Here is a 13,801-nt window from a genome sequence, read left to right on the forward strand (position 1 = left end):
ACTGTGACGAAAATCGCAGATCCGGCCACAGGCGCACTTCAAACGGCGAATGATCTGCGAAAAAGCGGTGTCACAGTGACCAAAGGGATAGGTCTTGCGGTCGTTGCACAGTCCGCCGCATCCGTCTCTGGCGGTTATATGGACGGCTAGGAACTGCTGAGCGGGCGTGGATAGTATCGCCAGTCGCAATAGCGACAGAATTTGCCAATCGGCAGAAACCTGGGAGCGGGTCGAGCCCCTGTTGCGCCAGCTTGGCATCGTCCGGCTTTCCCGCTTGACCGGACTGGACAGGGTCGGCATTCCGGTCTGGAATGCCGTCGCACCAAATTCAAGATCCATCGTCATCAATCAGGGCAAAGGCGTCAGCGACATGGATGCCCGCGTCTCCGCTGCAATGGAGGCGTTGGAACGGGCAGTCGCATGCAGACCGGCGGCCGCGGTTGTTGAGGCATCGCCCAGAGAATTGGCAAACTCGCGTCGGCGGTTTGCCACGCTTCCCCAGCTGATCGCTTCAAACAAAAGCGAGATAGGTGATGATGAGACAATAGCCTGGATTGAAGGCAAGGACCTCCTTTCAAAGGCCGCAGTTTTGGTTCCGCTCGAAGCAGTAATTTTGGACCGGACACTCGAAAACTGCCGCTTCTGGCAATCTTCCGATGGGTTAGCCTCGGGGAACAACGAAACTGAGGCCACACTTCATGCTCTGCTCGAGCGCATCGAGCGGGACGCCGACGTGCTGTGGCGTCTTCGGTCAAACGCTGGGCGGCTGGCGACTTGCGTTGACCCGACCCGTTTCAATGATCCCGTGATCGATGACTTGGTAGGGCGATATAGTTCGTCAGGGTTGGACCTTCGCCTGTTCGACCTTACGAGTGACATTTCTGTACCTTGCTACGCGGCGATTGTCGCCGAAAGGGGCATTCTCACGCGAACACGGCCGCGGTTTCATGACGTCACCGTCGGCTACGGCGCGCATCTTGCGCAAGAGCGCGCCGCGATCCGCGCGCTTACCGAGGTGGCGCAATCACGCCTGACCATTATCAGCGGCGCTCGGGACGATATTTTTGCCGAAACCTATGGGCGTCCTCTCCCGAGCGAGACGCAGAACCTCTTTGGGGCGACACCTGGAGCGTTAGTCCGAAACGCATCTTCTGCAGCGTCCGGAGACCCGGCTGCTCTGTTGGAGGACGTGCTGAGCAAACTGAAATCAGCAGGGATCAAATCCGCCATCGCCGTGCCGCTCCATTCACCGGGTCTTCCGGTGGCGGTCGTCAAGGCGATCGTCCCGAGCCTCGAAAACCCTGACGGAGCGCGCAAGCATCGACTTGGTGCACGCGCCCTCTCGCTCGCCATAAGTGCCACATGAAAGTAATCTTCGCCGGACCTAGCCTTCCCGATGCTGCTTCGCTATGCGGAGCCAGCATTGTCGTTCACCCTCCCGCGGTGCAGGGCGACATACTGCGCGCTATTCTTGATGGTGCTTCCGTCATTGGCCTGATCGACGGAAACTTCGAATACACAGCTCCGGTTTGGCACAAGGAAATTCTCTATGGCCTTGCCGAGGGGGTGTCGATCTTCGGCAGCTCGAGCATGGGCGCTCTTCGGGCAGCCGAATGTCAAACGTTTGGTATGGTGGGGATCGGTGAGGTCTACCAGCGCTATTCAACCGGGGAGACGGTCGACGATTCAGATGTCGCGCTGGTCCACGCTCCCGCGGAACTGGGATATGCACCTCTCTCCATTCCCATGGTCAACCTCCTGGTGACCCTTGAGCATCTGGTTGCAGCGGGCCGGGTTCCAAGGGAGCAGCTAGACGAATTGAAGAGCGTTGCAGAGCGAATCTTTTACAAGGAACGGACCTGGGAAAGCATCGCGACCGCGGCGCGCTTGCATAACCCAGCCTTTGAAGCCTTCTTCGAGGAAGTTCGTGCCTCCTTTATCGACATTAAGCGCGCCGATGCATTGGCCCTCATTCATGCCGTGGCGAATGCGGTCGGCCAGCGATCCGAGACCAAGCCGTCATGGGTTTTCCATTCAACTTCGATGTGGAAGTCGCTGTCGCCCTAAATGGAGGTGCGTCATCCCAACAGGTTATGATTCCCTCGGATGTGCGACATTCGATGGAGAACACAATGGCTTGTCCGAAATCACCCGCCGGAAAAATTCCCGGTGAACGACACGCTAGGGCCTTCAAACAAGCAGCACATTTGAACTGCGACACGTGCACGTCTAGCTGGGGAAACTAGCGACCTTGCAATTCCATCAATGCGTTTGGTGAAGACTTGCGTTAATGGGCTCTATGACGTTGATTGATCGGCGGCGCACTGCAGAAGCGACGCGAATGGGTCACGCCGAGCCGCGGATCTGCTGCCATCCGCATCAAGGGCAGCCACTTAGTGCCCACTTTCCGGCCCATTGCGGGCTTAGCCAACCCAACGGGGGAATAGCCCGCGCAAGAACGGCAGCGTATACTCTCAATCAGGAGGGTCAGCCATGACCGTCGAAACGCAACAGCCAGCCGGAGCGCGCAGCTACGAGTTCTACAGCGCCCAGTATTCGCGCTTCGGCAGTCTACTGGCGGCCGAAATCAGACGCGAGGTCTATGGCGAGGACCTTGGGCAACAGGGGTGGCGGACGCTTGACGAACAACAGGAAATGATAGGGCTCATCAACGATCGGCCGCACCGCCGTTTGCTCGATGTAGCGTGCGGCTCTGGTGGCCCCGCGATTGCGATCGCCGCCGCCACCGATTGTTTGCTGACGGGTGTGGATATTGAGGAAGCCGCGATCGAACAGGCGAAAACCCTGGCTGCGGTGGGGCAATTGCGGGTCGGCCCCACCCTTATCGTCGCCGATTCCAGCAAGGAACTCCCGTTCAAAGATGAAGTTTTCGATGTCATCTCTTGTATAGACGCTATCAACCACCTCGCCGACCGTCGCGCGGTGTTCGCAGACTGGTTCAGATTGCTCGGGCCTGGCGGTCTGCTGATTCTGACGGATGCGTGCGTGTTAACTGGAGCTGTCTCGAGGGAGGAATTGGACATCCGGGCGTCTCAGGGAGCATTTCATATCGTACCAGCCGGTTTCAATGAGGTCTTGCTGGAGGGAACGGGCTTTGAGTTGCGGGTCTGCAAAGACACCACGGATGCTGTCGCAGGTCTGGCCATGCGGCTCTACCGGGCTCGAGATTCCCGCCGCGACGCGCTGTTAGAAGAGGAGGACGCTGAGTGGTTCGAAAGCAGGCAGACATTTCTCGCGAAGACGGCTGAATTGGCGAGAACGGCGAGACTATCCAGGTTCTTCTACGTCGCGGTGAAGCCGAAAACATGAATAGCCGTTCTCCGGCAACTAGCTCTAAGTAAATCTCTCCCGAGGGGGTCCTTGAGGGCGCAGTCGCTCAGAACATGCGGGCGAGCACAATCGCCTGCCCTGTCTAAGAAGGTCTCCCGAAGCGTCAGATGGCGCAAACCTGCAGCCTGGCAACATTCGTACATGTCCGCTTTTTGGAAACCACCGTGCTCCACTTAGGGCGCAAAGCGATCGTAGCCCATTTGTGACATCAATCCCAAGACCGGCTGTCACGTGGTCATATTCCAGAACTCACGACCTGGGATCGACATGCTACAAAATAAGTCTGGAACGGGTAGAGGGGATCGGACCGTTCGTTCGGCTTGGCGCCATCCCTTTGCGCCGATCGCTTGACGATAAAACCTCATCGAAGCGGTCGGAACGACGTCAATGGGTTAGCCGCGCACTGTAAAATCAGAACCGGTGCCCTATCCTCCCACGGAGGAGGTACCCATGTCGGATATTTCAACACCTCGCCGCGGCCTTACGTCGGACCGTCTGACAGAGTGCGACGAGGCAATTGAGGCGGCTTTCCAGGAACTCGTCTGGCGCGCCATGCAAGCCGGCTGGGATGAAGTGGAGGTGTGCACCGCGGTCGCCATGCTGGCGGATCATCACATCCTCGCGGCATGTGACAATCAGAAGAATGCCAAGGGCGTGAAACGGGCATGGAAAAAGCGCTGATCGAATTCGTCCGGCGGACTACAAAGTGAGGCCCACGGCCGGGCGATCATCCACGTTGACATCTCTCCAAAATGAGAACAGTTATAGAACAAAATGAGGAGATGCAGCGATGGCTATGGCTGAAAAATATATCGTCCTTCCGTTCAAGCGCGTCCGCGGAGGTCTGGCGCCCGGCGAGATGCGCGCTGCGTCAACGGCCGCGGGAGCTGAGAAAGTTGCTGCGGCGATGGCGCCGCGTCACATCGGCGTTGCCGCTTATGCGGTCCAGGTCGATATGGAAAGCGGCGATATGAGCAGTCCCCGACTTCTGGTCCAGTTCGGCGAGATTGGTGAACTCGCCGCGTAGCTCATGCAAGCCACGTCGCACAAATCGATGATGCGACCGCCACCCTGAAAAACCGACAGCGGCCTGCTGCGACCATCGCAGGAGAACGTAGACGTGTGCCCAATAGTACCGCGGCCTTACGAGGGAGACGATGCCCGAGGGATACGTGCGCGAGATGATTCATCCGGGCATGCGCGCAAAGATACATTGCCTGTCGAAGGCGGAAGAGGTCGGGCAACTCGTCAAGGTCGACCTGACCATTTTCGAACTTGACGGAAGCTTCCGGTGCAGCCGCTGCGGAAAGAAGGCGGCCGTGAAGGCCACCCTCGTTCTTCCAAACGCCGCGGAGCGGATGAAGATGGCGGTCCGTGCGGAGTTGACAGAATCCTGAGAACACCGCCACCTTGGGAACCGGAGGGTCGTCATGTGGAACCTGTATAACGTCACGACGATCGACTGTCCTCCCTTCCAAAGCCAGTCGATGAACCACGCCATGAGGGGCCGGCGGGATCTGACATCATTGGACCGAACTGATTGCCGTCAGGCTAGACTATTTGAACACCACGATATTTAGGACATGATGTGAGCTCGCCCCACACAGCAAAGGCGCCCGCCTTCAGGCCGCGATGGGGTCCCCGCTTTCTCTCCCGGCAGTAAGGCCCGCCTCTTCGATTGCCGCGAGAAAGGCATCCCGCGCACCTTCTGACGCTGTTGCATCTTTGATGGCCGCTAAGCACATCCGCTCCGCTCGATCGCGTTGTGTGCCGCTCTTCGTGGGCCATGAAATCATCAGCAACATTGCTGCAGCGTATGGGCCGTGAACTGTCTGATCCCCGGCGCCGTCGAGGGTCAGTCTAACTGGGGCGCTCCATTTCGACATACGTGAAATCTCCCTAATACGACGCACGAACGCGCTATAGCGCTGAAAGTTCCGCCGCCAATCCGTTTTGGCGGAACATGTGAGGTCAGACCCCATTAGGCGAAGAGGTGGAGGACCTAAGTCATTTATCATGACGCTGCAGGTCACCCGACATTCCCTGGCGCTGAAGACCGATTGAAACGTATGCGGCGTTCTGACCCCACCTTCCGGATCAGCGGCTGATCGGTGATGTTTCAAGCCCAACGAGGGCTTAGACATATGACGATTTTAGAGCTTACGCTTAATAGCAGGGAACAAGGGCCTGTCCGCCGGTTCGAGGTCTTTACGGGAACCGGGCGCCGTCGCGACTGGGGCGATGAAGTGAAGGCACGGATCGTTGCGGAGAGTTATGTGGCCGAGACCACGGTTTGCGCTGTGGCGCGACGGCATGGGCTTTCGCCGCAGCAGTTGTTCACCTGGCGGCGGCTTTTCCGGAAGCGCGAGCGCGATGCAGTTGAAGCCGCTCCCATGTTCGTGCCCGCGATTGTCGAAACTCAGAAAGAGCCTGCGACGGCGAAAGTATGGAGAGCAGGGTCGCCGGGAAAGGTGTCGGCAAGTGTTGCCATCGAGCTGGAGATTGATGGAGCGACGGTGCGGATCGCATCTGGCACTGATGCCGCGACAATTGCAGCCGTTATTCAGGCTTTGAAGGCGTCATCGTGATCGGCCCGTCCGGCGCGGTGAAAATGATGATCGCCACCAAGCCCGTCGACTTCCGCAAGGGGGCGGAAGGTCTGGCGGCGCTGGTATGCGCCGGATCGCAAAGCCGAACGCCCGATGGCGCATCTCGAAGGCTTTGTCGGCATCCTGCAGGTCGACGGTTACAGTGGTTATCGCCCGCTCGCCGCCAAGAACGCGGTGTCGCCGGCATTTTGCTGGTCACAGGTTCGTCGGCGCTTTTATGAACTGGCGGCCGCAGGCCCTGCACCGATTGCCAGCGAGGCCCTGCGACGCATCGCCGAACTTTACAAGATCGAAGACGAGATACGCGGCCGGACGCAGGAAGAGCGTAGCGCCTTCCGCCAGGAAAAAAGCCGCCCGATCACCGACAGCCTTGCGCCCTGGCTTCGCGAGCAACTTGGACTGATCAGTCAGAAGACAAAGCTGGCCGAAGCGATCCGCTATGCTCTGTCACGATGGGATGGACTGTGCCGGTTCATTGATGACGGACGCACCGAGATCGACTCCAACACAGTAGAGCGGTCAATCCGTCCAATTGCCCTCAATCGGAAGAACGCACTCTTTGCAGGCTCCGACGCCGGGGCAGAGCATTGGGCGACGATTGCTTCGCTGATCGAAACCGCCAAGCTCAATGACGTCGAGCCACTTGCCTATCTGCCCGACGTCCTCAGCAGGATCGTCAACGGCCATCCGAACAGCCAACTCGATGACCTGCTGCCTTGGGCTTATGCAGCAAGCACGACGCCCAAGGCCGTGGCCTGAGAGCACCGTTTATTCGAGCCGAATCATGACGGCCGTCACCTGGGTCGCAGACGTTACTCCTATAACGTGTCCGCATTCTTCCCGGCGAGGCGATGACGCTGTAGAGTGAGCGAACGTGCGCCCGACCATCCCACCCGGAGGCCCCGTATGGCTGAGGTTTTGCTGTTCCACCACGCACAGGGGCTGACCCAGGGTGTGCGCGCGTTCGCCGACGACTTGCGGGCCAGCGGTCACATCGTGCACACGCCGGACCTGTTCGACGGACGCACGTTCCAGAGTATCGACGAGGGTCTCTCCTACATCGGTGAGATCGGGTTCGACGAAATGCGGGAGCGCGGCGTCCGCGTCGCCGACGAACTGCCTCACGAGCTCGTCTACGCTGGGTTCTCGTTCGGTGTGTTGCCGGCACAGAAGCTTGCACAGACACGACCCGGAGCCCGCGGAGCCCTGCTCTTCTACTCTTGCCTGCCGATCAGTGGCGAGTGGGCCTTCGGACCCTGGCCGGACGGCGTCGCGGTCCAGATCCACGGTATGGACAACGACCCGATCTTCGTCGGCGAGGGCGACATCGACGCCGCCCGCGAGATCGTGGGGAAGATCGAGGACGCGGAGCTTTTCCTGTACCCCGGCGATCAGCACTACTTCGCCGACAGCTCGCTCCCGTCATACGACGCGGATGCGACCGCGCTACTCACCATCCGAGTGCTTGAGTTCCTGGATCGCGTCTGATCCATGCTGGCGTCTTGGCTTGAGATCATTCCCGAAAGGTGGTCCCGAAACAGCGCTTACATTGAAACGGGCGAAACAACGAAGTTCGCAATAATGGACGGCGGGAACAACGGCAGGAAGTCATGATGACTGGCCGGGTTGCCCTTGAGGATTATGTCGACGGTACTTTGGAGGGCGCGCGCCGACTTGGGGACATCAAGATTGGATGCCATCAGGGCGATCGTGCAGGACTGGCTTGAGACACAGGGCTATCGGCGCTACGGACGACCTTGACGAAGAGCACACACCAAAACTCTGGAGCAGGCCGGGGTGATGAACGCCGGACACTTCGAGGCCAGCGTCCGTGAGAGCGCGATGCAGATGTCGGAGAGGTCGGAAGCTGTGGGCCGCCTGATAGAGGATTTTGCTGATCAGCTTCACGGGCCAGAGGTAGATGAGATGGCGTCTCGCGGAGAATAAGTCCTCACGTTCGCGGCGCTTGCCATTTTCGAGCTGTTCCGTGGCGTACCGGTGTAGCCCACCGTTTTATAGTCCGCGCGTGCTGAGCCGCGGTTATCGTAGACATTTTCGGACAGCGGCGTTCAAATATCAGACGCACAAATTTCCCTATGTAACAGGGGTCGATACCTCTTGATGCTACGGCGGCCGCATCTGCGCCCGCTGCTAGCTCCCACTGTCCCACCGCAACTTGAGGTGGTTCTTGTCGACTACGCATTGGCGATGGCCGTGCTTGCACGATATCGCAGCGTTGAGGAGCTAGCGCGGGAGCTTAAGTACGCCTAGATCACCCGCGAACTGGAAGACGAGATCGAGCTCCTTCTAACCTGCGATCACGCGCCATGACACACCTCCATGCACGACGCTTTCATAAGGACTACTTGAGGCTTGCCTATCGAAGGCCATAGTCTGCCTGTGACCACCAGCGCTGCCTTCTCCCCCGTCGGCCGTGCTTTTTTCGCTTAACCGTACCAGAATCGCGAAATCAGACCTTCCCCCAGCGACATTCGCTGTCGTTGATAGACGCCGGCTCGTTCATGCCGAGCCTCCCCTGCGCCGAACTGAGCCAACAGCGGCGCGCTTGTCGCCATTGTGCGGGGCTCATTTCTGCTGGTATGGGATATGGCTCCCTCCCGAATGCAGCACGAAGACCCGTCGGATCAAATTACTGAAGCATTCCGTCTATCTCCAGCCGAGCAAACTCTGCCTGAATCTTGGCTACATCAACGCGCCGAATGCGCTTCAAAGACATTAGTTCCCTGTCGCTCATCCGCGAAAGCTCACTGACGTGATGATACGATGAGAATGCAGGACCACCGTGAGCCGGACGCTCAGCCGAGAGAAGTTCAGATCGTCGCGCTCATGACTGGTCGGCGTGAAGACAGTCGATTACTTCAATCATAGCGCATTTGAAACGGAGGCTGAGGCAGCCAGTTCGCAAGGCAGTTGTCGGTCGACTGAGCTTCCGCTTAGCGGCGATGAGAACTGAACCGCGGCGGGTCTACGCGACTATTATCGTCGCCATGCTGGGCGCCCTGGCGAGTGCCGTGGGGCATGTGGGGATGGCGTTTGGCAGTTGATCAGGCAGGTATGTGAAACCCGTCCTTCACCAAAAGGCAACTACCGCCCCCAACATCGCCCCGAGGATGACCTTGACCGCAATCTCGGTGCTGGGGATTGCATTCGTCGAGATTTGTAGGCAACGCGGCATAATGGCAGAGGCCAGGAGGCTATTGCGCTCGCAGGCCTCTTGCTCCGACACTACCGCGCCGGCATCCATATCCGCGAAAAGCTTCTCGCCATGGCGGGCGCGGTCAGATGTAACGCGAAGCTGTGATTGGGTTTTCGCACATCGCGTGTGTCACGCGAATGTCACGCGCACGAGACGCTCACCGCATATATGCTAGGCCTTGGTCTGCATTGGGGTCTGGGGAAGAACTATGAATTTGGCTGCGGCGTTACCGCCCGAGATTGATGACAGAAAAAAGGAACTGATCGCGCTCGCCCGCCTTCTCACATATGCGAAGGATACGGCGGAGTCACTCGAAGCCGATGTCACAGCCTTCTGCATCAGTTCGGCGATCAGCACAATACTCGAGCAGTTCGCAGGCGACGCCATAGGGGCGCAGGTCCTAAGCGACTTCATTGACCTGAACGCTGCCAGCAGTTGCTAGATCCGGTGTTGGGCAAAGAAGTTCAGCCCCGATGGCATCTGGCGAAGTGTTCGTGACGATCGGCGGACTGAAGCACTGGCTTGGGCGCGCTGTAGACTAATTCGGCGCCTCATTGATCAGAACCCAATTGCCCAGTTTCCGCAGCTGCGCCAAGGCTGGTTTTCGAGTTCGCGCCATGCATTGCAGAACTGAGCAACAATGTCTTCGTAGGAATTGAAGACCCCGGTTGAATAGCCAGTTTTCGCACATGAAAGTCTGAGATTTTCGACTGGGTGGCCGTCGCGGCACACATCTGAGGTCACCGCTCTGACGAGCAGTGACCATTCGAATATCGACAATCAGAAGACCTGACCGCCGGAGACTTCGTTGTCGGGGCCGAGCAGGCTCGGCCCGATATCGTCGGGTACGCCCACGCGACCGAGCGCAGTCATGCCCGAATTGCATGTTGAGATCCGGCATGTAATGAACGGCGCCGCCGAGGAAGTCGGTTTCAATGGCTCCCGGCGCCACTGTGTTCGCGGTAATCCCGCGTTCAGCGAGTTCCTTGGCCATGAAGAGGGTCAGGATCTCGACGGTTCCCTTGGCGGCCTTGCGCCCAAGGGCATCGATCTCCTCGACGACCGCCTGCGCATCGCCAGCACCGCTGCGGTAGGTCAGGATGACGTCGCCGCCGCCATGCCGGGCGATGCTGATTGCAGTGTTGCGGCCAAGGCCGCGGTTACCGCCGGTGTTGGGCGACCAAAGATCCGAAGATGCGGACGCCTTGTTCGGCGATTGAGACGATATCCTCTTCCGCTTCGACAGAGAGGTTGAATGGCATTAATCGCGTCCGCCAGGGACACTTTCATCGTCGCCATTCGAGTCTCCTTGTAGCCTCAGGGAACTCGGCGATGGCAAAGTTTGTCAAACATGGGATGCTCTTGAAGGGTTCTGAACCGCCGCCCCACTCGATTTATGGGTCGATGATCGCGAAAACCAGCAGCACAAGCCTGCTTAGGTTTTCGCGCAGAATCGCGGCCAGCGCAGAGTGTCGTTCCCCGACTTTGAAAGCAGCCACGGGGTAGATATTGTGATTAAGCGTTGAAGTTTGACCCCACCATCGGCGCGGAAGAATAACCTGGGCGGATCAGATTAACGCGCTGATCAAATTACCGTTTCTGATGTATGGTCGGGGTAATTCTTCGGCGCCGATGGTGGGGTCAAACGCCGCGCCGGAGCACATCGAGATGGCCAAGGGCGGTAAAGTGGGGTTGAAACACCACACGATTCCGAAGCCCGACACGGCCAATCGAGAACGGGCTCAGCAGGTTCGGATAGCCCGAGACCACCCCCCTCCCCGATCGGCTGTGCGCAGACCATGTCCCTCCTCCGTCAGCTTGCCTGCCTGAGGACATCGGGAATGTCCTCGCCCGGGGTACCGAGCCAGACACCAAGCTCCTTCAGTCGAGCCTGCACTTCGGACGCCGTAATCGCGGAGGTCGGAACGTTGCGCTTAGCAGCCAAGGCCGCGGCAATCGCGGTCGCCTCACCCGTCATGGTGCAGGCCGGCACGTTGCGGGTGGAGCCAAAGGCGATGGCATCAACGGAGATGCAGCGCCCGGCAACGAGGATATTGTCCACGTCGAGCGGCACCAGCGTGCGCCACGGAATACCGTAACCGATGCCGACATGATCCATGATGGCGCGGCTACCGCCCGGCTCGTGCACGTCGACGGGCGAATTGCAAAGACCGATCGCATCGTCGAAGCGACCGTTGCCACGGACATCAGCCTCCGTCAGGATGTAATGACCGGTCACGCGGCGGGTCTCGCGCACGCCAAGCTTGGGTGCGACTTCGAGGAAGATCGCATCCTCGAAGCCTTCGACATAGCGCTGCAGGAAGTCGAAGGCGCAATAGGCTTGCTTGCGAATCTCGATCTCGGCGCGGCTCAGGTCGCGGTCATCGAGGCCATTGCCCTGATAGCGCGTGACATTGACGCTGATTTCGCCGGGGATGAGCCCCGTCTTCATGGTGATGTGATCCTTCGGGATGATCCAGTCGAAGCCTTCGGCGACCTTGTCCTTGATGCGCTGCTGGAAGCCCGTCAGAAGAACAGCCATGGCATAGTCTTCGTTGCGGTTGCCCGCTTCCTTCGGATAGACGACCTCCCACATGTCCACCCGGTTCGCCTCGCAATCGGCGATGAGCGCCGGGACGTTGACGTTGAGTACGCGGAAATAGGAGGTGATGGGCTGGGTCATCCCGTCGCCTTCGCGGCCCAGCATGAACCGCGCTCCCGCCAGTGCCGCGACATCGCCGTCACCGGATGCATCCACGAACGCCTTGGCCAGGACGAGGCTCTCGCCGGACTTGGTGCGGATGAGAAGTCCGTGCACCGCGCCGTCCTTCGTCACCGTCTGGACCACGTTGGCGCGCAGCAGCACCTCTACGCCGGATTCCTCGACCATCTCGATGATCACGCGCTGCATGACCTCGGCATCGAACGTGCCCGTGTACTTGCCCCAGTAGGATTCCCGGATGCGTCCGTCCGCACCGCGATAGGCGACGCATCGATCGAGCATTTCCTCGAAGATCTTCGAGTTGATGAGGCCGGTGGGTTTGGTGAGGCGGCCGCCGGTGATGAGACCGCCGAGAAAGCCGGTGCCCTCCAGAAGCAGCACCCTGGCGCCCTCGCGGGCCGCGCGGATCGCCGCAACGATGCCGGAGGAGCCGGCGCCGGTCACCACCACGTCATAGGAGCCGAAGAGGTTCATGCTGATACCTTTCAATAAATCTCGCCGGGCTCAGCCGGTATATTCCATGATGTAAAGACCGGCATTGTAGTCGGTCACGTAAGCCAGCCCGTTCTTGTCGACGAAGATGTCGCAGGTCTGGATGATCTTCTTCTTGCCCGGGCGCTGGTCCATCAGCCCAGATGGCGGCGGGGGCACGAGCGCGCCCACCTCCTTCGGCTGGTAGGCATTCGAGATGTCGTAGACCCGCACGCCCGCATTCTGCCAGGTCGAGAAGATCAGGGACGAACTCTGGAAGCTGCCGGGGCGGTTTTCATGAATGTTATGCGGCCCGAAATGCGCACCCTTGTGCGTATAGTCCTGGTCCGACGGCGGCGGCATGGTGGCGATCGGGACCGGGTTCGCCTTGTCCTTGATATCGAATATCCAGATCTTCTTGAGCCCGTCCTCGAAATCATCGAGCACGGCCTCGTCCACGACGACGAGGATGTCCCGATCCTTGATCGGCAGGCAATTGTGCGTGCCGCCCTGGAATGGCGGCGACCAGTGGGTGTGGCGGATGAGCGATGGCTTTGTACGGTCGGCAACATCCATCACCACCAGGCCGGCATCGCGCCATGCACCCCAGGCCGTGTCTCCATCGATGATCGCATGGTGCAGGCCGAACTTGGCGTTGGCCGGCCAGCTCGGGGTTTCGCCCCCCGCCTGATGCATGCCCGGCAGCGCGTAGCGCCCGGCTTCCCGCGGGTTTGTCGGGTCCGACATGTCGACGGTCATGAAGATGAAGTCGGTGTAGCCGTCCAGCAGTGCCGAGACATAGGCCCACTTGCCGCCCGTCCACCAGATGCGATGAATGCCGCCGGAGACCGGCATGAAGCCGATACGGCGCGGTTCACCGGGTTTGGAGGCGATATCGTAGACGGCGAGACCGGCATCCCAGTTTCGCGCTGTCTTCGGAGCCGCCGTGCCGAGCGCCGTGCCGGCCGCGGCCTTGTAATAGGATGCCTCGTCCGCAAATGCCGCATCGGCAAAGACATCCTTGCCGTGAATGACGAGGAGCAGCCCATCCGCTGTCTGGAGATGGACGTTCCAAGTATTGGCGGGCGCCTTCACATATCCGGCGGGTTTCGGGTTGGCGGGATCGCGCACGTCGACGATCGAAAAACCCTGGCTGAAGAGATGGCCGATATAGGCAAAGCCATCCTCGACCATGACCTGGATGCCGTCTCGCAATCCGCCCTGGTCCGAATGGCCGATCAGCCGCATGTTGTTTGCATAATCGGGTTTCATGATGTCTTTCGTCATGCCTTATCCAATCCGCTCAAGAATGCCTGCCGGCAGGGGGCGACCGGCGGTCGCCCCCTGCCGTGTCTTCGAAGGGGATCAACCCTTGACCATGTTGCCCCAGTTCTCCTCGCTGTCGACATTCTCCTTCCAGATCATGACGGG

13 protein-coding genes and 2 pseudogenes are annotated in these 13,801 nt (G+C 59.5%); 10 read left to right on the forward strand and 5 right to left on the reverse strand.

Annotated elements, in window-relative coordinates; genetic code table 11:
• Positions 1-175 precede the first annotated feature (175 nt).
• The 6 genes from HV823_RS24355 to HV823_RS24380 all read left to right on the forward strand — a co-directional run bounded on the left by HV823_RS24355 (position 176) and on the right by HV823_RS24380 (position 4,748).
• Positions 176-1,366: a YcaO-like family protein gene (locus tag HV823_RS24355; protein WP_176952285.1), complete on the forward strand. Its 1,191-nt coding sequence runs from the start codon at positions 176-178 to the stop codon at positions 1,364-1,366.
• Complete coding sequence (locus HV823_RS24360; protein WP_176952270.1) at positions 1,363-2,067, forward strand: TfuA-like protein; 705 nt, start codon at positions 1,363-1,365, stop codon at positions 2,065-2,067. The genes HV823_RS24355 and HV823_RS24360 overlap by 4 nt, the downstream gene beginning before the upstream one ends.
• 426 nt (positions 2,068-2,493) lie before the next feature.
• Positions 2,494-3,330, forward strand: a complete 837-nt coding sequence (locus tag HV823_RS24365) for a class I SAM-dependent methyltransferase (protein ID WP_176952271.1) — start codon at positions 2,494-2,496, stop codon at positions 3,328-3,330.
• Between the two features lie 471 nt (positions 3,331-3,801).
• Entirely contained in the window at positions 3,802-4,032 is a 231-nt protein-coding gene (locus tag HV823_RS24370; RefSeq protein WP_176952227.1) for a hypothetical protein, read from the forward strand.
• A 109-nt stretch (positions 4,033-4,141) separates the two neighbouring features.
• Positions 4,142-4,378, forward strand: a complete 237-nt coding sequence (locus tag HV823_RS24375) for a hypothetical protein (RefSeq protein WP_176952272.1) — start codon at positions 4,142-4,144, stop codon at positions 4,376-4,378.
• A gap of 130 nt (positions 4,379-4,508) precedes the next feature.
• Positions 4,509-4,748: a hypothetical protein gene (locus HV823_RS24380; protein WP_176952273.1), complete on the forward strand. Its 240-nt coding sequence runs from the start codon at positions 4,509-4,511 to the stop codon at positions 4,746-4,748.
• A 225-nt stretch (positions 4,749-4,973) separates the two neighbouring features.
• Here the strand turns inward: HV823_RS24380 and HV823_RS27460 are convergent, their stop codons facing one another.
• On the reverse strand, positions 4,974-5,495 hold the full coding sequence (locus HV823_RS27460) for a DUF982 domain-containing protein (protein ID WP_425487695.1): 522 nt from the start codon (positions 5,493-5,495) through the stop codon (positions 4,974-4,976).
• Between HV823_RS27460 and tnpA the strand changes: the two genes are divergently transcribed.
• The 3 genes and pseudogenes from tnpA (at position 5,496) to HV823_RS24400 (ending at position 7,448) form a co-directional block, all read left to right on the forward strand.
• Entirely contained in the window at positions 5,496-5,939 is a 444-nt protein-coding gene (tnpA, locus tag HV823_RS24390; protein ID WP_176952275.1) for an IS66-like element accessory protein TnpA, read from the forward strand.
• A gap of 84 nt (positions 5,940-6,023) precedes the next feature.
• Positions 6,024-6,719 (forward strand): annotated as a pseudogene (tnpC, locus tag HV823_RS24395) (IS66 family transposase); the annotation flags it as partial.
• Between the two features lie 147 nt (positions 6,720-6,866).
• A complete protein-coding gene (locus HV823_RS24400; RefSeq protein WP_176952276.1) occupies positions 6,867-7,448 on the forward strand; it encodes a dienelactone hydrolase family protein in 582 nt (193 codons plus the stop codon).
• A 56-nt stretch (positions 7,449-7,504) separates the two neighbouring features.
• Here HV823_RS24400 and HV823_RS24405 read toward each other — a convergent pair whose 3' ends face one another.
• Positions 7,505-7,660 carry a hypothetical protein gene (locus tag HV823_RS24405; RefSeq protein ID WP_176952277.1) on the reverse strand — a complete coding sequence of 52 codons (156 nt, stop codon included), beginning with the start codon at positions 7,658-7,660 and terminating at the stop codon, positions 7,505-7,507.
• A gap of 1,725 nt (positions 7,661-9,385) precedes the next feature.
• On the opposite strand from HV823_RS24405, the gene HV823_RS24410 reads away from it, so the two are divergent.
• Entirely contained in the window at positions 9,386-9,619 is a 234-nt protein-coding gene (locus HV823_RS24410; RefSeq protein ID WP_176952278.1) for a hypothetical protein, read from the forward strand.
• Positions 9,620-9,957: 338 nt separating this feature from the next.
• Here HV823_RS24410 and HV823_RS26895 read toward each other — a convergent pair.
• The 3 genes and pseudogenes from HV823_RS26895 to HV823_RS24425 all read right to left on the reverse strand — a co-directional run bounded on the left by HV823_RS26895 (position 9,958) and on the right by HV823_RS24425 (position 13,657).
• A pseudogene (locus HV823_RS26895) lies at positions 9,958-10,405 on the reverse strand (SDR family oxidoreductase).
• A 585-nt stretch (positions 10,406-10,990) separates the two neighbouring features.
• Entirely contained in the window at positions 10,991-12,373 is a 1,383-nt protein-coding gene (locus HV823_RS24420; protein WP_176952280.1) for an FAD-dependent oxidoreductase, read from the reverse strand.
• 30 nt (positions 12,374-12,403) lie between these two features.
• A complete protein-coding gene (locus tag HV823_RS24425) occupies positions 12,404-13,657 on the reverse strand; it encodes an LVIVD repeat-containing protein (protein ID WP_176952281.1) in 1,254 nt (417 codons plus the stop codon).
• Positions 13,658-13,801 lie beyond the last annotated feature (144 nt).

The organism is Mycoplana rhizolycopersici (genome assembly GCF_013378445.1).
Taxonomy (GTDB): Bacteria; Pseudomonadota; Alphaproteobacteria; order Rhizobiales; family Rhizobiaceae; genus Mycoplana; species Mycoplana rhizolycopersici.